Below are 19,367 nucleotides of genomic sequence, written 5' to 3'. Positions count from 1 at the left end.
CGTCCGGGTCCCGGCAGGGGCGGTTCACGCCCGCGCCGGAGGTTCCATCACGCGCGCGCCGTCACTGGGCGTCGGCCACCGTCTTGGTCGCGCCCGCCCCATTGTCCATCGCGAACAGGAGCGCGTTCGCCTTGCCGATGTCGCTCTTCGCCGCTTCCGCCCACTTCTCGAACTGGTCTTCGGGGACGGCGCGGATCGCGATCGGCATGAAGGCATGGTTGGTGCCGCAGAGTTCCGAGCACTGACCATAATAGGTGCCGGGCCGCTCGGCCTTGAACCACGTTTCGTTGAGGCGGCCGGGGATGGCGTCGATCTTCACGCCGAAGGCCGGCAGGGCGAACGAGTGGATCACGTCGGCGCCGGTCACCTGGACGCGGATGTTCTTGCCGACCGGCACGACGACCTCGTTGTCGACGGTGAGCAGGCGCGGCGCCTGGGTGTCGTCGAGCTTGTACTGCGCCATCCGCGCCTTCCGGTCGTCGTCGCTCAGCATGTACGAGTCGAACTGGATGCCGGCGTACTTCTGGTCGGGATATTCGTAGCCCCAGTACCACTGGTAGCCGGTCACCTTGAGGGTGAGATCCGCCGGCGGCAGATCGAGCTCCTGGTAGAGGAGGCGGAACGACGGGATCGCGATCATCACGAGGACGAGGATCGGACCGACCGTCCAGATCACCTCGATCAGTGTGTTGTGCGAAGTGCGCGCCGGCGTCGGGTTGGCCTTCGCGTTGAACTTGACGATGCAGACCGCGAGGAGGCCGGCGACCAGGATCACGATCAGCGTGATGATCACCAAGGTGAAGTCGCCGAACCAGCGAATCGAGGACATCACCTCGCTGCCGGCCGGCTGCAGCGTCATTTCCCAGGCTTCCGGCTGGCCGACGACCGCGAAGGCCGGCGCTGCCGAAAGGAAGGCGGCGGCACCCGCGAGGGCCGCGACGGCCCGTCCGGCCGACCACGACCGCGCCGTGCGCGTCTGTTCCGTCGAAGAGGCCCTCACCCGAAAGTACGTCACGCGGTGCTCCTTCAGTCCCCGGGCCGGCAAGGCCGCTTCCACCCAAGCGTCATTCAGTTCCGCGAAAGCAGCGGGCGGACCGCGCATATACGGCGAGACGGCGACGCGCGTTCCCCGCGACCGCCCCGAACTCCGCATTGTGGCCCGCGGTCTTTCGTCCGAGTTCGCTCGGATCTGCCGCTTTCGGGCCGAAGCACCCGTTTGACGGGACTCCGGACGTTCCTCACACTTCTCTTTATGGCGCAGGCCGTCGGACGAAAAAAGCGTCACCGCGACGCAGTCCGAAATCCTGCGCTTTCCGTCAGAGAAATCACACAATTTCCGTACCCGCAACGATTGGAACGGTTCTCGACGGTGCGGCGCATGGACCTAGGGGCCGCGGATCGCCGGCAAGTCGCAGGGTGATCGGTGACGTACCGGCCCCCGCGATGCGCGCCCGCAGGCGAAGAATCACCCGCAACGGGGCGCCGCTCTCTTTTCCGCCGCGCCCGGATAAGGCAGTGTCGGCTCGGTCCCTTTGCTGGCTTCCCCTGCTTCGCGCAGGCAAGTCACAGAATCGCCCTGCTCTTGGTTGAAGCGACCCCGAAGCCGCACCGGGCGCATCCGCGCCGGCTTCGAGGTTCCCGCGGAGAAAAGCCTTGTTCCGTTCGACGTCGCGCCTGTTCCGGATTGCCGCGCTCTTCCTCCCCCTTCTCGTCGCCACCGCCGGCACCGCGGGCGCCCAGGGCACCGTGAAATCCGTCCATGGCGATTGGCAGATCCGCTGCGACAACCTGCCGGGTGCCAAGACCGAACAATGCGCCCTCGCCCAGGCGGTCGCCGCCGCCGATCGCGAATATGTCGGGCTCAGCGTCTTCGCCCTCAACACCGCCGACAAGAAGGGCCGCATCCTGCGCGTTTTGGCGCCGCTCGGCGTGTTTCTGCCCTACGGGCTCGGCCTCAACATCGACAACAAGGACCAGGGGCGCGCCGGCTTCGTGCGCTGCCTGCCGAACGGCTGCATGGCCGAGGTCACCCTCGACGACAAGCTGATGGACCAGTTGCGCAACGGCAAGACCGCGACCTTCATCATCTTCGAGACGCCCGAGGAAGGCATCGGCATCCCGGTGTCGCTGAACGGCTTCGGCGAGGGCTTCGACGCCCTGCCCTGATCCTCTTCCACGACTTCCCCAGCGGCGCGGAGACGGGACGATGGCGCGCATCACCGATTCGGCGACGCTTCAGGCGATCTACGGCGAGCCGAGCCAGATCGTGCTCGACAAGGTCGTGAGGCGGCTCGACAAGCATTGCCGCACCCTGCTCGCCCGCTCGCCCTTTTACGTGATCGCGACCCGGGGCGCCGACGGCCTGTGCGACGCGACCCCGCGCGGCGACGCCCCCGGCGGCGTGATCGTGCTCGACGACAAGCGGCTGATGCTGCCGGATTGGCCCGGCAACCGCCGCCTCGATACCCTGCACAACCTGATCCACGATCCGGCGATCGGCCTCCTGTTCCTGCTGCCGGGCGTGCGCGAGACGCTGCGCGTCAACGGCACGGCCGAGGTGCGCGACGACGACGACCTGCGCGCCCGCTTCGAGACGGACGGCAAGACGCCGCGCACGGTGATCGTCGTCACCGTCGCCGAAGCCTACATCCAGTGCGGCAAGGCGAGCCTGCGCTCGCGGCTCTGGGAGCCGGAAAGCTGGGTGAAGCCCGGGGAGCTCCCGCCGCTCGCCGAGGTGCTGCGCGACCACACCCTCATGAAGGACATCGACTTCACCGAGGAGGAGCTCGTCGCGAGCTACCGCGCCGAGCTCTATTGAGGGCGGTTTGCGCGCGCGGCCCCGCGCCGCCCCTTCCGCCCGCTGCCTTTCGGCCTATGTTTGCTGCATGCGAAGCGCCGCGCCCGCGAGACCGCCGAAAAGCGGGTCCGCAGCCCGGTGCGGAAAGGGTCCCACGATGACCGATGCCACTCCCGCGCCCGCCGAGGCGCACACCGCCGTCGCCGACGACCTGCTCGCCCGGGCCGGTCTCGACACCGCCCGCGCCCGCGCCATCATCGCGGAGGCGCTCGACGGCGCCGACGACGGCGAATTGTACGTCGAAAGCCGGCAGAGCGAATCGCTCCTGTTCGACAACGGCCGGCTGAAATCCGCCGCCTACAACACGAGCGAAGGCTTCGGCCTGCGCGCCGTCGCCGGCGAGGCGGCGGGCTATGCCCATTCGGGCGAGCTGTCGGAAGCCGCGCTCGCCCGTGCGGCCGCGGCCGTCGGCGCCGTGAAACGCGGACACTCCGGCACCTACGCGGAGGCCCCAGCGGCACCAACGCCCGCCTCTACGCTCCCGACAATCCGCTCATCGCCGAGCCGTTCGCCGACAAGGTGGCGCTGCTCGCCGAGATCGACGCCTTCGCCCGCGCTCGCGACCCGCGGGTGCGCCAGGTCAGCGTCTCGCTCGCCGGCTCGTGGCAATCGATCGAGATCGTGCGGGCCGACGGCCACCGCGTCCGTGACATCCGCCCATTGGTGCGCTTCAACGTCTCGATCGTCGCCGGCGACGGCGACCGCCAAGAGACCGGCTCCTACGGCCTCGGCGGCCGCGAAGGCTTCGCCCGCTTCATCACGCCGGAATCCTGGCAGGGCGCCGTCGACGAGGCGCTGCGGCAGGCGCTCGTGAACCTCGAAGCGGTGCCCGCCCCCGCCGGCACGTTCGACATCGTGCTCGGCCCCGGCTGGCCCGGCATTCTGCTCCACGAGGCGATCGGCCACGGCCTCGAGGGCGACTTCAACCGCAAGAAGACGTCCGCCTTCGCCGGCCTGATGGGTCAGCGCGTCGCCTCGCCGGGCGTCACCATCGTCGACGACGGCACGCTCGCCGGCCAGCGCGGCTCGCTCACGGTGGACGACGAAGGCACACCGACGAACTGCACCACCCTGATCGAGGACGGCATCCTCGTCGGCTACATGCAGGATCGCCAGAACGCGCGGCTGATGGGCGTGCGCCCGACCGGCAACGGCCGGCGCGAATCCTATGCCCACATCCCGATGCCGCGCATGACCAACACCTACATGCTGGCCGGCGACCGGGCCCCGGGCGAGATCCTTGAGAGCGTCCACGACGGCATCTATGCGGTGGCCTTCGGCGGCGGTCAGGTCGACATTACCTCGGGCAAGTTCGTGTTCAGTTGCACCGAGGCCTACCGGATCCGCGACGGCAAGGTGGCGGAGCCGATCAAGGGCGCGATGCTGATCGGCAACGGCCCGGACGCGCTGACCCGCGTGCGCATGATCGGCAACGATCTCGCCCTCGACCCCGGCATCGGCACCTGCGGCAAGGAAGGCCAGGGCGTGCCGGTCGGCGTCGGCCAGCCGACCCTGCGCATCGACGCGATGACGGTGGGCGGCACGCAAACCTGAAGTCTCCATTGAAACAGGAGGGCGCACGCGTCCCGACGCGGCCCCGTCCCTGTGCTCAAATCCATTTCAAGACTGCGAGAATTAGACGCTGCGTCGCACCTGGGCGTGCGCGCCCTCTTGTCTTGGCCGCCCCGGCCGGTGAATGCTCCTTTCGCTCGAACGGGGCGTTCCGGGCCTAAAGGGAGATGGCTGACGATGTGCGAACTCTGTGAACCGAATAACCTTTCCCGCCGGGCGCTGCTGCGCGGCGGCATGCTCGCGGCGGCCGCCCTCGCCGCGCCGGCGGGCCTCGGTTTGTCGCTCCGCCCCGCTTTCGCGGCCGCGCCGAACGCGATCTCGCCCGACGCGGCGCTGATGCGCCTCAAGGAGGGCAATGCGCGCTACGTCGCGAGCAAGGCGACCTTCAAGGAATTCAACGCCGACCGCGCCGCGCGCGAAGCGGCCCAATATCCGATCGCCGGCATTCTGAGCTGCGCCGATTCGCGCGTTTCGCCGGAATTCGTGTTCGACCAGGGCCCGGGTGACCTGTTCGTCAACCGCGTCGCCGGCAACGTCGCCGACGACGACATCATCGCGAGCCTCGAATACGGCGTCGCGGTGCTCAAGACGCCGGTGATCGTCGTGCTCGGCCATTCGGCCTGCGGCGCCGTCAGCGCCGCGATCAAGGTTTACAAGCACGAGGAGAAACTGCCTGGCCATCTTCCCGGCCTGATCAAGCAGATCGTGCCGGCGGTGAAGGCGGCGGCAAAAAGCAAGCCGGAGGACCTGCTCATTTCGGCGACCTACGCCAACGCCAGTCTCTCCGCGCACAACCTGACGGTGCGCTCGTCGATCATCGCCAAGGCTGTGAAGAGCGGCGCGGTCAAGATCGTGCCCGCCTATTACAGCATCGCCACCGGCGAGGTGATCTGGCTCTGAGCCGGGTCGCTCCTGGGGTGTTCCCATGAAAGCGCCGCGCACGAGGCCTCGTGCGCGGCGTTTTTTGTTGGGAGCGTCTCGCCTCCGGCACGGGTCTCGCCCGCGACGTTCACCCCACCCCGGCGCTGCGCGCCGACCCTCCCCCTCCAGGGGAGGGTGAAGGGGAGCTTCATTGGGGGGGTAAGGCCTTGAATTGACTGGCGATCAGGTGCCGTGAAAACACGACGCCCCACCCTCCCCTGCCAGGGGGAGGGTCGCCGCGAAGCGGCGGGGTGGGGTCCGCCGCAAGCTCAGCCGCAGCCGAATTGCCCCCTACTCAGCCTCGCCGGGGTCGGCCACAAGCTCTACCTCGCCGCGTCTCGCCCCACACTGCACATCGCCGTGGTCCGCCGCTCGGCGGCCGCCCCGCCTCAGCGCGGCAGGGTCGAGGTCCCCATCAGATATTCGTCGATCGCCCGCGCCGCCTGACGGCCCTCGCGGATCGCCCACACCACCAGGGACTGGCCGCGGCGCACGTCGCCGGCAGCGAACACCTTGTCGATCGAGGTCTTGTAGGCCTCGGTGTTCGCCGCAACGTTGGTGCGGCCGTCGAGCTTGAGCTGATCCTTCACCTCGGCGACATAGGTCTCGAGGTTCGGCCCGGCGAAGCCGATCGCCACCAGCACCAGGTCGGCGCGGATGCGGAACTCCGACCCGGCGATCGGGCGACGGCGCTCGTCGACCCGGGCGCATTCGACATGGGTGACGTGGCCGTTGCGGCCGATCAGCCCGAGCGTCGCCGCGGCGAACTCGCGCTCCGCGCCCTCGGCCTGGGACGAGGAGGTGCGGAACTTGGTCGGCCAATAGGGCCACACCGTCAGCTTGTCTTCCTTCGCCGGCGGCTTCGGGCGGATGTCGAGCTGCGTCACCTGGATGGCGCCCTGGCGGAACGCGGTGCCGACGCAGTCCGACGCGGTGTCGCCGCCGCCGATGACGACGATGTGCTTGGCGGTTGCCACGATCGGCGCCTCGGCACCGAGCGATTCTCCACCGACGCGGCGGTTCTGCTGGATCAGGTAGGGCATCGCATAGTGCACGCCGGCGAGTTCGACGCCCGGCAGGCCCGGATCACGCGGCCGCTCGGCGCCGGCACAGGTCAAGACCGCGTCGTGCTCCTCGATCAGCGCCTGGAGCGAGCGGGTGACGCCGACATTCACGCCGTAATGGAACACCACGCCCTCCGCCTCGAGCTGGCGCACGCGGCGGTCGATGTGGACCTTCTCCATCTTGAAGTCGGGGATGCCGTAGCGCAGCAGACCGCCGGCCTTGGCCTGCTTCTCGTAGACGTGGACCTCGTGGCCGACGCGGGCGAGCTGCTGGGCGGCGGCGAGGCCGGCCGGGCCGGAGCCGATCACGGCGACCTTCTTGCCGGTCCGCTCGGTCGGCACCTCCGGCACGATCCAGCCGTTCGCCCACGCCTGGTCGGCGATCGCCTGCTCGACCGTCTTGATGGCGACCGGCACGTCCTCGAGGTTCAGCGTGCAGGCCTCCTCGCAGGGCGCGGGGCAGACGCGGCCGGTGAATTCGGGGAAGTTGTTGGTGGTGTGAAGGTTGCGCGCGGCCTCCTCCCAGTCGCCCGAATAGACGAGGTCGTTCCAGTCGGGGATCTGGTTGTGGACCGGGCAGCCGGTCGGGCCGTGGCAGAAGGGGATGCCGCAATCCATGCAGCGCGCGGCCTGCGCCTCCACCGCCGGAACCGGCAGCGGCAGGGTGAACTCGCGATAATGGCGGATGCGATCGGCGGCCGGCTGGTACTTCTGTTCCTGCCGATCGATCTCGAGGAAACCGGTGACCTTACCCATCGGGGTCGAGCCTTCTGAATATCGTGCGTGGAGGCCGGGCACCCGTCTTCGCGTCGCGCCGTTCGGCGCTGACATCGCGGGGGCGCCCGCTGCGGGGTCGTGCCGCCCGGCCGGGACCGGGCGGCGGGATCACGTGGCGCTCACTCCGCCGCCATGCCGAGGCGGGCGCGCTGCATCTCCACCAAGGCGCGGCGGTACTCGACCGGCATCACCTTGACGAATTTCGGCCGGTACTGATCCCAGTGGTCCAGGATCTCCTTGGCCCGCGTCGAGCCGGTATAGCGGTGGTGATTGGTCACCAACTGCCACAGCCGCTCGTCGTCGTGCCCGGTCATGTCGGCCGTGATGTCGACCCGACCCTTGTGCTCGAGGTCGCCGCCATGATGGAGAATGCGCTCCATCAGGTCGTCCTCCTCGGCCACCGGCTCGAGATCGACCATGGCGAGGTTGCAGCGCGAGCCGAACGATCCGTCGAGATCGAGCACATAGGCGACGCCGCCCGACATACCGGCCGCGAAGTTGCGCCCGGTCTGGCCGAGCACCACCACCACGCCGCCCGTCATGTACTCGCAGCCGTGGTCGCCCACGCCCTCGACCACCGCGACGGCGCCCGAGTTGCGTACCGCGAAGCGCTCACCCGCGACGCCGCGGAAGTAGCACTCCCCTTCGAGCGCGCCGTAGAGCACCGTGTTGCCGACGATCATCGAGGCTTCCGGCACGATCCGGCTGACCGCCGGCGGCCGCACCACGATGCGCCCACCCGACAGGCCCTTGCCGACATAGTCGTTGGCCTCGCCGACGAGATCGAAGGTCACGCCGCGGGCGAGCCACGCGGCGAAGGCCTGTCCCGCCGTGCCCTTCAGCTTCACCGTGATGGTGTCGTCGGGCAGGCCGGCATGGCCGAAGCGGCGGGCGACCTCGCCCGAGATCATCGCGCCGGCCGAACGGTCGACGCTGCCGATGCCGTGCTCGATGACGACCGGGCGGCGCTCCTCGAGGGCGGGCTTGGCCGCCTCGATGAGGGCCCGGTCGAGCACGGTCGCGATTGGGTGCTCCTGACGGCTCGTGTGGCGCAGCGCCTCGTCCGGCGCGTCCGGCTTGTGCAGGACGCGAGCGAGATCGATGCCGCGGGCCTTCCAGTGCGAGGCGAGCCGCGCCTGGTCCAGCATCTGGGCCTGGCCGATCATGTCCTCGAAGCGGCGGAAGCCCATCGACGCCATCAGCTCCCGCACTTCCTCGGCGATGAAGAAGAAGAAGTTGATGACGTGCTCGGGCTGGCCCTTGAAGCGCTTGCGCAGCACCGGGTCCTGGGTCGCGACGCCCACCGGACAGGTGTTGAGGTGGCACTTGCGCATCATGATGCAGCCGGCGGCGATGAGCGGGGCGGTCGCGAAGCCGAACTCGTCGGCGCCGAGCAGGGCGCCAATAACGACGTCGCGGCCGGTCCGGAGACCGCCGTCGACCTGGAGCACGACACGCGAGCGCAGGCCGTTGGCGACCAGCGTCTGGTGCGCCTCGGAGAGACCGAGCTCCCAGGGCGAGCCGGCATGCTTCAGCGAGGTGAGCGGGGACGCGCCGGTGCCGCCGTCATAGCCCGAGATCGTGATGTGGTCCGCGCGCGCCTTGGCGACGCCCGCCGCGACCGTGCCGACGCCGACCTCGGAGACGAGCTTCACCGAGATGTCCGCGTAGGGGTTCACGTTCTTCAGGTCGAAGATGAGCTGGGCGAGATCCTCGATCGAATAGATGTCGTGGTGCGGCGGCGGCGAGATGAGGCCGACGCCCGGGGTCGAGTGACGGACCTTGGCGATGGTCGCGTCCACCTTGTGGCCGGGCAATTGGCCGCCTTCGCCGGGCTTGGCACCCTGCGCCATCTTGATCTGGATCTGGTCGGCGTTGACAAGATATTCCGCGGTGACGCCGAACCGGCCCGAGGCGACCTGCTTGATCGCAGAGCGCATCGAATCGCCGTTCGGCAGCGGCAGGAAGCGCTCCGCCTCCTCGCCGCCCTCGCCGGTGTTGGAGCGGCCGCCGATCCGGTTCATCGCGAGCGCCAGCGTGGTGTGGGCCTCGCGGCTGATCGAGCCGAACGACATGGCGCCCGTGGCGAAGCGCTTGACGATCTCCGCCGCCGGCTCGACCTCGTCGAGGGCGATGCGGGTCGCGCCCACCTCACCGGCCGCCTTGAGCCGTATGAGGCCGCGGATCGCGTAGCGGGCGGTCTCCTCGTCGACCATCCGGGTATAGGCGCGGAAGCGCTCGAGCGAATCGGTGCGCACGGCGTGCTGGAGCGTCGCCACGACGTCCGGCTGCCACATGTGCACCTCGCCGCGCAGGCGGTAGGCATATTCACCGCCGACGTCGAGCGCGGTGCGCAGCACCGGATCGTCGCCGAACGCCGCGCGATGGCGCCGCACCGCCTCCTCGGCGATCTCCTCGAGCCCGACGCCCTCGATGGTGGTCGCCGTGCCGAAGAAATAGGTGTCGACGAAGGCTTCCTTCAGCCCGACCGCGTCGAAGATCTGCGCGCCGCAATAGGACTGGTAGGTGGAGATGCCCATCTTGGACATCACCTTGAGGACGCCTTTGTCGATCGCCTTGATGTAGCGGTAGACGATCTCCTTCTCCTCGACGCCGGCCGGGAACTGGCCCTTCATGGCGGTGAGGGTCTCGAAGGCGAGGTAGGGGTTGATCGCCTCGGCGCCGTAGCCCGCGAGCACGCAGAAATGGTGCACCTCGCGCGGCTCGCCGGTTTCCACGACGAGGCCGACCGAGGTCCTGAGGCCCTTGCGGATCAGGTGATGGTGCACGCCGGCGGTGGCGAGCAGTGCCGGAATCGGGATCCGGTCCGGCCCGACCATGCGGTCGGACAGGATGATGATGTTGTAGCCGCCGTGAACCGCCGCCTCGGCGCGCTCACAGAGGCGCACCAGCGCGTCCTCCATGCCCGCCGCGCCGCGCTCGACGCCGTAGGTGATGTCGAGGGTGCGGGTCTGGAAATGGTTCTCGGCGACGTCCCCGATGGCGCGGATCTTCTCGAGATCCTCGTTGGTCAGGATCGGCTGCCGCACTTCCAGGCGCTTGCGCTTCGACAGGCCCTTGAGGTCGAACAGGTTCGGCCGCGGCCCGATGAACGAGACGAGGCTCATCACGAGCTCCTCGCGGATCGGGTCGATCGGCGGGTTCGTGACCTGGGCGAAGTTCTGCTTGAAGTAGGTGAAGAGCAGCTTCGGCTTGTCCGAGAGCGCCGAGATCGGCGTGTCGGTGCCCATGGAGCCGACCGCTTCCTGCCCGGTGACCGCCATCGGGGCCATCAGGAGCTTGAGGTCTTCCTGGGTGTAGCCGAACGCCTGCTGGCGATCGAGCAGCGACACGTCGGCGCGCGCCGGCCGCGGGTGCACCGGCGGCAGGTCCTCGAGCACGAGCTGGGTGCGCCCGAGCCACGCCTTGTAGGGGTTGGCGCGGGCGAGTTCCGCCTTGATCTCCTCGTCCGAGACGATGCGGCCCTGCTCGAGATCGATCAGGAGCATCTTGCCCGGCTGCAGCCGCCACTTGGTGACGATCCGCTCCTCGGCGATCGGCAGCACGCCCATCTCGGACGCCATCACGACGAGGCCGTCGTCGGTGACGAGATAGCGCGCGGGCCGCAGGCCGTTGCGATCGAGGGTCGCGCCGATGCGGCGGCCGTCGGTGAAGGCGATCGCCGCCGGCCCGTCCCACGGCTCCATCACGGCGGCGTGGTACTCGTAGAAGGCGCGCCGCTCCTCGTCCATGAGCGGGTTGCCCGCCCACGCCTCCGGCACGAGCATCATCACCGCGTGGGGCAGCGAATAGCCGCCCTGCACGAGGAATTCGAGCGCGTTGTCGAAGCAGGCGGTGTCGGACTGGCCCTCATAGGAGATCGGCCACAGCTTCGAGATGTCGTTGCCGAACAGTTCGGAATCGACCGAAGCCTGACGCGCCGCCATCCAGTTGACGTTGCCGCGCAGCGTGTTGATCTCGCCGTTGTGGGCGACCATCCGGTAGGGATGGGCGAGCTTCCACGACGGGAAGGTGTTGGTCGAGAAGCGCTGATGCACGAGGGCGAGCGCGGACTCGACGCGCGGGTCCGACAGGTCCTTGTAATAGGCCCCGAGCTGCCAGGACAGGAACATGCCCTTGTAGACGACGGTGCGGCAGCTCAGCGAGACGACGTAGAAGCCCTCCGCCTCGCCCTGGGAGGCGCCGAGGTCCTTGTAGATGATGTTGGAGATCACCTTGCGGACGACGAACAGGCGGCGCTCGAAGCCGTCCTCGTCGAGTCCGGCGCCGCGGCCGATGAAGACCTGACGGTGCACCGGCTCGCTCGCGAGCACGCTGTCGGGCAGGCAGCCGCGATCGGCCGGCACGTCGCGCCAGCCGAGCAGCACCTGTCCCTCTTCGGCGACGACGCGCTCGATCACCTGCTCGCAATGCTTCCGCGCCGCTTCCTCGTGGGGGAGGAAGACGTAGCCGACCGCATAATGGCCGGGCTCCGGCAGACGGAAGCCGAGCGCCTCCGCCTCTTCGGCGAAGAAGCGGTGCGGGATCTGCATCAGGATGCCGGCGCCGTCGCCCATGTGCGGGTCCGCGCCCACCGCGCCGCGGTGTTCGAGGTTGCGCAGGATTTCGAGGCCCTGGGCGACGATGGAGTGGCTCTTGCGCCCCTTCATGTCGGCGATGAAGCCGACGCCGCAAGCGTCGCGCTCGCGATCCGGGCGATAGAGGCCGCGCTCGGCGAGGTCGGCGGCGAGCGAAACGCGCGCCGCCGTCTCCGTAGCTCGCGCTCGCGGAGCTTTCGGCGTCGGATTCGTCGCGGCGTTCGCTTTCGTCGTGGCACGAGCCGCCACGCCGAACGAACCACCGAACGATCCCATGCCTTCTAAGCTCTCGCTCATCTCGCGAGCTCCCTTGCTTGCTTCAGTCCTCATCGTACGGCCGGCCGGCCGCATGCGCATGACACGACCCCGCGGGCCGGCATCAACCGGTCGCGGCCATGTCCGAAGTCGGGCCGATTGTGGTCGGCCCGGACTGCTTTGAACAGATCAAATTCCGTGCGGCGGCGGAGCGTGGACCGTAGCGCGGAGCGCATATGGTCGCCGTCGGCCGCCGGTCTGGCCGTTTCCCGCCACCCCGCTTTCCGGGCCGGCGGCGGGATCCAACGGTCCGTCGCGCCGGCTGCCGTAAGCCCCCGAGAAATGGGGCAGCATCCCTGTCCTTTTACAGCGGCCGCAACCTGCCAGAAAACGACATTGAGGGCAAGACCATGTCTAAAGAGGGCTCCGCAACCCTGCTCCGCGCATAAAATATGCGCGAGCGCGCTCTTCGGCGCGTCGGAGCACCGCCCTGCGGTCCCTTGCGCGAACCGGATTGCGCTCCCGCCCCGCCCGCGCGAGACTGGCGGCCCCCGCATCAGCCAACGGCCCCGCCTTCCATGCACTTCGCTTCCGACAATTGGGCCGGCGTGCCGGACGCCGTTTCGTCCGCGCTCGCCGCCGCCGCCGGCGGTTTCGCCACCGCCTATGGCGACGACGAGGCGACCGCCGCCGCCACCGCCCAGATCTCCGCCTTGTTCGAGCGCGAGGTCGCCGTGTTCTACGTCGCGACGGGCTCCGCCGCCAATTCCTTGGCGCTCGCCTCCGTGACGCCCCCCGGCGCCGCCGTCTTCTGTCACGAAGCCGCGCATATCGTCACCGACGAGTGCAACGCGCCCCTCTACCTGACCGGCGGGGCGCGGCTGGTTGGAATTCAGGGCGATCGGGGCAAGATTCATGCCGGATCGCTCGCCGCGACCCTGGAGCGCTTCGGCCCGGCGAACGTCCATCACGGCCGGGTCACGGCGGTCTCGATCACCCAGGCTACCGAGCTCGGCACCCTTTATACGCCCACCGAGGTCGCGGCGATCGCGGGCGTCACACACGCCCACGGGCTGACCTTCCACATGGACGGCGCGCGCTTCGCCAACGCCGTCGCCCGCCTCGGCGTGTCGCCGGCCGACCTGACCTGGCGCGCCGGCGTCGATCTGCTCTCGTTCGGCCTCACGAAGGTCGGCGCTTGGGCGGCGGAATCGATCGTGGTGTTCGATCCCGATCGCGCGGCCGAGATTCCCTATCTGCGCAAGCGGGCCGGCCACCTCTTCTCCAAGAGCCGATTCATCTCGGCGCAGTTCAGCGCGCTCCTGAAGGACGGCCTGTGGCTCGATCTCGCCCGCCACGCCAACGCGATGGCGGCCCGACTGACCGAGGGCCTGCGCTCCGTGCCAGGCGCCCGGCTCGCCTGGGAGCCGGAGGCGAACGAGATCTTTCCGATTCTGCCGGTGGCGACCGTGGCGCGCCTCGAGGCGGCGGGCGCCCGCTTCTACGAATGGGGCACCGACGGCCTCCACGGCGACGCCCTGCCGGTGCACGGCAAGGAGACCATGATCCGCCTCGTCACCGCCTTCAGCACGACGGCGGAAGAGGTCGACCAATTCCTCGCCGTCGCGGCAGGCTGACACGAAAGAGGCGCCCCGGGGGACCTGGGGCGCCTGATGGTGTTTTTTCTTCTCAGAGGCTTGCTCGGGGCAAAGGGACCCCACCCCGCCGGCCGCGCCGGCGACCCTCCCCCTGGCAGGGGAGGGTTTGGTGCCGTTTCTGTATCAGTCCGCCCTATCCCGAAAAAAGGCGCCGGCACCCTCCCCTGGAGGGGGAGGGTCGCCGCGCAGCGGCGGGGTGGGGTGAAGCCCCGGGCGAGACGCCCCGGAGCAACACCCCCGCCGCCCAACGCCTTACGCCGCGGCGGCGTTCGCCTCGATCTGCTTCGAGGTGTTGGCCGGGGTCGTGATGGCGATGGTGCGCGGCTTCAGGGCTTCCGGAATCTCGCGCACGAGGTCGATGTGCAGGAGGCCGTGCTCGAGGCTCGCGGCCTTCACGACGACGTAGTCGGCGAGCTGGAAGCGGCGCTCGAAAGCGCGGGAGGCGATGCCGCGATAAAGCACGGCGCGGCCCTCGTCGGTCTCGGCAGCCTTCTCGCCCTTCACGGTCAGGCCGTTCTCACGCACCTCGATGGAGATGTCCTGGTCGGAGAAGCCCGCCACCGCCATGGTGATGCGGTAGGCGTTTTCGCCGGTGCGCTCGATATTGTAGGGCGGATAGGCCGGCGCGCCGGCATCGGGGCCGGACAGCTGGTCGATGGCCTGGAACAGGCGATCGAAACCGACAGTCGAACGATAGAGGGGGCTCAGATCGAAATGACGCATGATGTCCTCCTAGGGAGCAACGGTTTGCGGAATGACGGCCGTGTTCCCGCCGCATCGGGCCGGGAGGCCGGTCGTCGCGCGGACCCGTTCGGCGTCCGCTGTCATCGAGATGGGAATGCCCCTTTCGGCCGTCAAGAGGGGGCGCGGCGCCGATGAGCAGGCTCGTTCCGATCGGCCCCGGGGGCCGGCGCGGCGCGCTCGACCGCCTCGTCGAACTGCCGCAAAACCCGGTGCCGGAGGGCGCGCAGGTCGCCGTCGTCGAAGGCTGCGGCGGGGTGCCCCTGCGCGCCGCGTTCTGGCCGGCGACCGTCGTATCACCGCGCGGCACGGTGCTCGTCGTCCAGGGCCGCGCCGAGGCGATCGAGAAATATTTCGAGACGGTCGGCGACCTGCGGGCGCGGGGCTTCGCCGTCGCCGGGTTCGATCTGCGCGGCCAGGGCGGCTCGGGCCGCCTCTATCCCGACCCGCTCATCGCCGATGTCGGCCGCTTCGAGGATTATGTCGAGGATGTCGGGCTCGTGCTCTCGGCCGTGCGGCGGGCCGGGCTACCCGAGCCTTTCACCCTCCTCGGCCACTCGACCGGCGGCACGGTCGCCCTCGGCGCCGCGGCGCGGGATACGACCGGCCTCGCCCGGGTGATCGCCACGGCACCGATGTTCGGCCTCACCGCGGTCGATCTCACGAGCGCGCCCGTCGGCGCCCTCCTCGCGCTTCTGATGGCGGCGGGCCTCGGGCGGCGGCCGGTCAACACCAACATCGACCACCGCACCTTCGAGACCAACGCCCTGACCCACGACGCGGCGCGCTTCGAGCGCACCCGGGCGATCTTCATGGCGGAGCCGGCGCTCAGGATCGGGCCGCCGACCTATCACTGGTTGAAGGCGATGCGCGACGGCATCCGGCGGCTCGCGGGGGCGGACGGGCTGGCGCAATGCCGGATCCCCGCGCTCGTCGTCGCCGCGGGCGAGGAGCGAATCGTCTCGACGCCACGGGCGCTCGCCGCGGCAGGCCGGATTCCGAAAGGGAACGCCCTCGTGATCGAGGGTGCGCGGCACGAGGTGCTTCAGGAAACCGACGCCCTGCGCGCCCGATTCTGGGCGGCGTTCGACGCCTTCACGGCGTGACGGCCGACCTTCGGCGCGTCAGCCGGCGGTGTTGGCGAGTGCGCGCATGCCGATGTCGCGCCGATAGAAGCCGCCCTGCCAGCGGATTTCGGCGACCGCGGCATAGGCCCGATCGCGGGCCTCGGCGACGCCCGCGCCGAGCGCACAGACATTGAGGACGCGCCCGCCCGCCGCGACGAGACGGCCGTCGAGCAGCCGCGTGCCGGCCTGGAACACGGCGACGCCCGGCGCCGCCTCCTGGGCCGCATCGAGGTCGCCGAGCGGCGTGCCGGTTTCCGGCGTCCCGGGATAGCCCTTCGCCGCCATGACGACGGTGAGCGCCGTCTCCGGCCGCCATTCGAGCGGCGCCTCAGCGGCGAGCGTGCCCGAGGCCACCGCGAGAAGGGTCGCGAGCAGGTCGCTGCGCAGGCGCAACAGGATCACCTGGCACTCCGGATCGCCGAAGCGGACATTGTATTCGATGAGCTTCGGACCGTCGGCGGTCAGCATCAGGCCCGCATAGAGCACGCCGCGGAACGGCGTGCCCTCGGCCGCGAGCGTCGCGATGGTCGGCCGCACGATCTCGGCCATCACCTGCTCGGCGACGGCGTCGGTCACGATCGGGGCGGGCGAATAGGCGCCCATGCCGCCGGTGTTCGGGCCGGTGTCGCCGTCATAGGCGCGCTTGTGGTCCTGAGCGGTGGCGAAGGGCACGACGTTGATGCCGTCGGAGAGGGCGAAGAAGCTCGCCTCCTCGCCGACAAGCTTTTCCTCGATGACGATCTCGGCACCGGCGGCCCCGAAGGTCCCGTCGAAGCAGGCATCGATGGCGGCGCGCGCCTCGGCGAGCGTTTCGGCGACGACGACGCCCTTGCCGGCGGCGAGACCGTCGGCCTTGATCACGATCGGCGCGCCGACCGTGTCGAGGTAGGCGTGGGCGGCGGCGGCATCGGAGAAGCGGGCATAGGCGGCGGTCGGAATACCGGCGCGGGCGCAGAGATCCTTGGTGAAGCCCTTGGAGCCCTCGAGCTGGGCGGCGGCGCGGCTCGGCCCGAACGCCTTGATGCCCGCGGCCTCGAGGACATCGACGAGCCCGCCCACGAGCGGCGCCTCCGGCCCGATCACCACGAGCCCAATCGAAGCCTCCCGGCAGAAGGCGAGCACCGCGTCGTTGTCGCCGACGTCGAGCGGCACGAGCTTCGCCACCTCGGCGATGCCGGGGTTGCCGGGGGCGGCGTATAGGCGGGTGAGAAGTGCCGATTCGGTGATCTTGCGGGCGAGCGCGTGCTCACGCCCACCGGAACCGATCAGAAGCACGTTCATGAGCTCGAATGTCCGCTGGTACCCAAAATAAGCTTGGGTCGTGTAGCACGCGCGGGAAGACTTGCGAACAGCCGGCACCGCAAGCCCGACGCGCGGAAACGCATAGCTCTCGCGCCGCCGCGTGGAGCAGAAGGGTACAGCCGGTCCGCCAACTGGACGCTCGGGCGCGCCCGTGTCAGAACCGCGGTCGCCGCCCGATCGCTCCGGCGGCCTCTGCCGCGAGGATAACATGACCGGGGATGCCGTCGCCGATGCCGCCCGCGGCAATTGGGTGGACCGCTGGGCGCCGCCCTTCGTGCGGCCTTATGCGCGCCTCGCGCGCTGGGACCGTCCGATCGGCTGGTGGCTGTTGCTGTGGCCGTGCTGGTGGTCAGTTGCCCTCGCCGATCTCGCCGCCGGGCACGCCCTGCCGAACCTCTGGCACCTCGCTTTGATGCTGGTCGGCGCGGTGGCGATGCGCGGGGCCGGCTGCACCTACAACGACATCGTCGACCGCAAGATCGACGCGGCAGTGGCTCGCACCCGGTCGCGGCCGATCCCGAGCGGTCAGGTGAGCGCGCGGCGGGCCGCCGTCTTCCTATTCGTCCAGGCGATCGTCGGGCTGATCGTGCTTCTGCAGTTCAACCGCTTCGCGATCGTCACCGGGCTCTGCTCGCTGCTCGTGGTCGCCGCTTATCCGTTCGCCAAGCGCGTCACCGACTGGCCGCAGGCCGTGCTCGGCCTCGCCTTTTCCTGGGGCGGCCTGATGGGCTGGGCCGTCACCTTCGGCCGGCTCGATGCGCCGGCCTTCTTCCTCTACGGGGCGGCCATCGCCTGGACGATCGGCTACGACACCATCTACGCCCACCAGGATCGCGAGGACGACGCCATCGTCGGCGTGCGATCGACCGCCCGTCTGTTCGGGCAGCGCACCAAGCCGTGGCTCGCCGGCCTCTACGCCGCGGCGGTGATCCTGATGGGGGCATCGTTCGTGATGGTGGATGCGGGCCCATTCGCCTTCGTCGGGCTCGCGGCGTTCGCCGTGCAACTCGGCTGGCAGATCGTCCGGCTCGACATCGACGATCCGGATCTCTGCCTACGGCTCTTCAAGTCGAACCGCACCGCCGGCTGGATGCCCTTCGCCGGCCTTCTCCTCGACATCGTCATCCGCGGGCTCTGACGACGACGGCCGTCCCCCGCCCGCTCCGGCACGTCGAACCGCATGGCGTCGCACCTCATGGCGTCGCACCTCAAGGCGTCGTCTTGGGTGCCGTCTTGGGCGCGTCCCATTGGTGGTCGAGGTGTTTCGCCATGTCCTCGTCGATCTGCCAATAAGGCGTGCCGACCGGCAGGCTGAAATTGTCGTAGAGGACGACCCGCTTCGAGCCGGTGTTCACGTTCGCCATCCGCACGCCCGAAGGCATCCAGAAGCATTCGCCGGCGACGTAGCGGTGCGGCGCGCTGCCCTCCATGTAGACCGTCGCCTCACCTTCGACGACGCAGCTATAGGCGGGAGAGGTGTGGCGGTGGATGGGGGACCGCAGGCCCGGCCCGCGCGCGCTGCGGAACACCACATATTCTGTGCCGCCCTCGACATGGCGCATGAGAAGCGTCGACTCCGCCGGGGCGGGCTTGAACGGCACCGGTTCGCCGTTGATGACGTCGTCCCCTGCGACACCCGCCCTGGGCGCCGCAGCGAGCACGATGAACGCGAGAAGCGTTGTCTTCTTCACCGCCGTCTCCATCCCGAGGTCGTTTTGCCCGGAATGGTAGCGCAGGAGAGCGTGCGAGCGCTGCGAAATTTACGGCGCGCTCGGTCGACGATCGCGCCGTGTCAGGTGCGCGCGATGATCTCGCGCTCGCCGCGATGAACCGGTGCGTCGGCGCGGCGCACAACCGACTTGCCGCGCTTCCAGCCGATGGTCGGCCGGCGGCGGGTGGTGGCGCGGCCGAACCGGCGCGACGCCGGCGGCCGCGGCAGGCGGGTGCGGTCGTCGAGCGGCGCCGGCACCAGCGTGCCGTCGGCCTCGAAGATCATCATCGGCAGCTCGAGAACCTTCGACCATTGCTGCCAGAGCCGCGCCGCACGGTCGAGGTCGACCACGCTGTCGAGCGGAACGGTCATCGAGGGATCGGGATGGACGAGCTCGAGGCGCACGATCTCCGCCTCGGCATCGAAGCGCGCCGCGACGCCGGCGAAGGTCGAAAGCGGCAGCACGTCCTGGGGCAGCCCGGCGACCCGACGCTTGATGAGCGCGCGGGTGGTGTCGAGATAGATCGCGGCGCCGTCGCCGCCGACCCCCAAGATACGATCCTTGAACCGCGGCCCGGTCCGGTCGCCGTCGGCCGTGCGGATCGCCGTCTCCGCCCAAATGGACATGGGAATGGAGCCCGTCCAAGTGGCGCCGGCCTGACCCTGCCCGTTCATCGGCCTCTCCTCGTCGTCGTCTTCACAGTCCGGCGCCAGCCCCGCAGCGCCCGTTGACCGAACCCTAGGCCTCTCCCTTGTCGAGAATCTTAACGCGGGGCCGTTCACC

The 19,367-nt window shown here is 69.5% G+C and carries 13 protein-coding genes and 1 pseudogene; 7 read left to right on the top strand and 7 right to left on the bottom strand.

Annotated features, from left to right (window positions below):
* Positions 1-61: 61 nt before the first annotated feature.
* Positions 62-1,000: a cytochrome c oxidase subunit II gene (gene coxB, locus F0357_RS14880; RefSeq protein ID WP_376767837.1), complete on the bottom strand. Its 939-nt coding sequence runs from the start codon at positions 998-1,000 to the stop codon at positions 62-64.
* A 653-nt stretch (positions 1,001-1,653) separates the two neighbouring features.
* On the opposite strand from coxB, the gene F0357_RS14875 reads away from it, so the two are divergent.
* The 4 genes and pseudogenes from F0357_RS14875 (at position 1,654) to F0357_RS14860 (ending at position 5,329) form a co-directional block, all read left to right on the top strand.
* Entirely contained in the window at positions 1,654-2,166 is a 513-nt protein-coding gene (locus F0357_RS14875; protein WP_153483443.1) for an invasion associated locus B family protein, read from the top strand.
* A 40-nt stretch (positions 2,167-2,206) separates the two neighbouring features.
* A complete protein-coding gene (locus F0357_RS14870; protein WP_153483438.1) occupies positions 2,207-2,818 on the top strand; it encodes an MSMEG_1061 family FMN-dependent PPOX-type flavoprotein in 612 nt (203 codons plus the stop codon).
* A 136-nt stretch (positions 2,819-2,954) separates the two neighbouring features.
* Positions 2,955-4,411: pseudogene (gene tldD / locus F0357_RS14865) on the top strand (metalloprotease TldD).
* Between the two features lie 195 nt (positions 4,412-4,606).
* Positions 4,607-5,329, top strand: coding sequence for a carbonic anhydrase (locus F0357_RS14860; protein ID WP_153483434.1), 723 nt, complete (start codon positions 4,607-4,609; stop codon positions 5,327-5,329).
* 410 nt (positions 5,330-5,739) lie between these two features.
* Here F0357_RS14860 and F0357_RS14855 read toward each other — a convergent pair whose 3' ends face one another.
* Both F0357_RS14855 and gltB read right to left on the bottom strand, forming a co-directional pair.
* On the bottom strand, positions 5,740-7,170 hold the full coding sequence (locus F0357_RS14855) for a glutamate synthase subunit beta (RefSeq protein ID WP_153483430.1): 1,431 nt from the start codon (positions 7,168-7,170) through the stop codon (positions 5,740-5,742).
* A gap of 140 nt (positions 7,171-7,310) precedes the next feature.
* Positions 7,311-12,086 carry a glutamate synthase large subunit gene (gene gltB, locus F0357_RS14850; RefSeq protein WP_246161474.1) on the bottom strand — a complete coding sequence of 1,592 codons (4,776 nt, stop codon included), beginning with the start codon at positions 12,084-12,086 and terminating at the stop codon, positions 7,311-7,313.
* Positions 12,087-12,622: 536 nt separating this feature from the next.
* Between gltB and F0357_RS14845 the strand changes: the two genes are divergently transcribed.
* Positions 12,623-13,681 (top strand): threonine aldolase family protein, encoded by a 1,059-nt coding sequence (locus tag F0357_RS14845; RefSeq protein WP_153483419.1) that lies wholly within the window; start codon positions 12,623-12,625, stop codon positions 13,679-13,681.
* A gap of 273 nt (positions 13,682-13,954) precedes the next feature.
* Here the strand turns inward: F0357_RS14845 and F0357_RS14840 are convergent, their stop codons facing one another.
* The gene (locus F0357_RS14840; RefSeq protein ID WP_153483416.1) at positions 13,955-14,425 is read right to left on the bottom strand and encodes an Hsp20 family protein; all 471 of its coding nucleotides are present in this window, start codon (positions 14,423-14,425) and stop codon (positions 13,955-13,957) included.
* Positions 14,426-14,577: 152 nt separating this feature from the next.
* On the opposite strand from F0357_RS14840, the gene F0357_RS14835 reads away from it, so the two are divergent.
* Complete coding sequence (locus tag F0357_RS14835) at positions 14,578-15,549, top strand: alpha/beta fold hydrolase (protein WP_153483413.1); 972 nt, start codon at positions 14,578-14,580, stop codon at positions 15,547-15,549.
* A gap of 18 nt (positions 15,550-15,567) precedes the next feature.
* Here the strand turns inward: F0357_RS14835 and purD are convergent, their stop codons facing one another.
* On the bottom strand, positions 15,568-16,851 hold the full coding sequence (gene purD / locus F0357_RS14830) for a phosphoribosylamine--glycine ligase (RefSeq protein WP_153483409.1): 1,284 nt from the start codon (positions 16,849-16,851) through the stop codon (positions 15,568-15,570).
* 229 nt (positions 16,852-17,080) lie between these two features.
* Between purD and ubiA the strand changes: the two genes are divergently transcribed.
* A complete protein-coding gene (gene ubiA / locus F0357_RS14825) occupies positions 17,081-18,010 on the top strand; it encodes a 4-hydroxybenzoate octaprenyltransferase (RefSeq protein WP_153483405.1) in 930 nt (309 codons plus the stop codon).
* A 70-nt stretch (positions 18,011-18,080) separates the two neighbouring features.
* On the opposite strand, the gene F0357_RS14820 is transcribed toward ubiA, so the two are convergent.
* The gene (locus F0357_RS14820; protein ID WP_208948352.1) at positions 18,081-18,563 is read right to left on the bottom strand and encodes a cupin domain-containing protein; all 483 of its coding nucleotides are present in this window, start codon (positions 18,561-18,563) and stop codon (positions 18,081-18,083) included.
* Positions 18,564-18,664: 101 nt separating this feature from the next.
* Positions 18,665-19,258 carry a DUF6101 family protein gene (locus F0357_RS14815; protein ID WP_153483400.1) on the bottom strand — a complete coding sequence of 198 codons (594 nt, stop codon included), beginning with the start codon at positions 19,256-19,258 and terminating at the stop codon, positions 18,665-18,667.
* Positions 19,259-19,367 lie beyond the last annotated feature (109 nt).

It is taken from the genome of Segnochrobactrum spirostomi (assembly GCF_009600605.1).
GTDB lineage: Bacteria > Pseudomonadota > Alphaproteobacteria > Rhizobiales > Segnochrobactraceae > Segnochrobactrum > Segnochrobactrum spirostomi.
Note: the sequence above shows the minus strand (reverse complement) of the source record. Positions and strands in the feature narration are given on the sequence as shown.

Coding starts and splice junctions, on each gene's coding strand:
- F0357_RS14870 (WP_153483438.1), top strand. CDS start 2,207: ATGGCGCGCATCACCGATTCGGCGACGCTTCAGGCGATCTACGGCGAG.
- F0357_RS14860 (WP_153483434.1), top strand. CDS start 4,607: ATGTGCGAACTCTGTGAACCGAATAACCTTTCCCGCCGGGCGCTGCTG.
- F0357_RS14855 (WP_153483430.1), bottom strand. CDS start 7,170: ATGGGTAAGGTCACCGGTTTCCTCGAGATCGATCGGCAGGAACAGAAG.
- gltB (WP_246161474.1), bottom strand. CDS start 12,086: ATGAGCGAGAGCTTAGAAGGCATGGGATCGTTCGGTGGTTCGTTCGGC.
- F0357_RS14845 (WP_153483419.1), top strand. CDS start 12,623: ATGCACTTCGCTTCCGACAATTGGGCCGGCGTGCCGGACGCCGTTTCG.
- F0357_RS14840 (WP_153483416.1), bottom strand. CDS start 14,425: ATGCGTCATTTCGATCTGAGCCCCCTCTATCGTTCGACTGTCGGTTTC.
- F0357_RS14835 (WP_153483413.1), top strand. CDS start 14,578: ATGAGCAGGCTCGTTCCGATCGGCCCCGGGGGCCGGCGCGGCGCGCTC.
- purD (WP_153483409.1), bottom strand. CDS start 16,851: ATGAACGTGCTTCTGATCGGTTCCGGTGGGCGTGAGCACGCGCTCGCC.
- ubiA (WP_153483405.1), top strand. CDS start 17,081: ATGACCGGGGATGCCGTCGCCGATGCCGCCCGCGGCAATTGGGTGGAC.
- F0357_RS14815 (WP_153483400.1), bottom strand. CDS start 19,258: ATGAACGGGCAGGGTCAGGCCGGCGCCACTTGGACGGGCTCCATTCCC.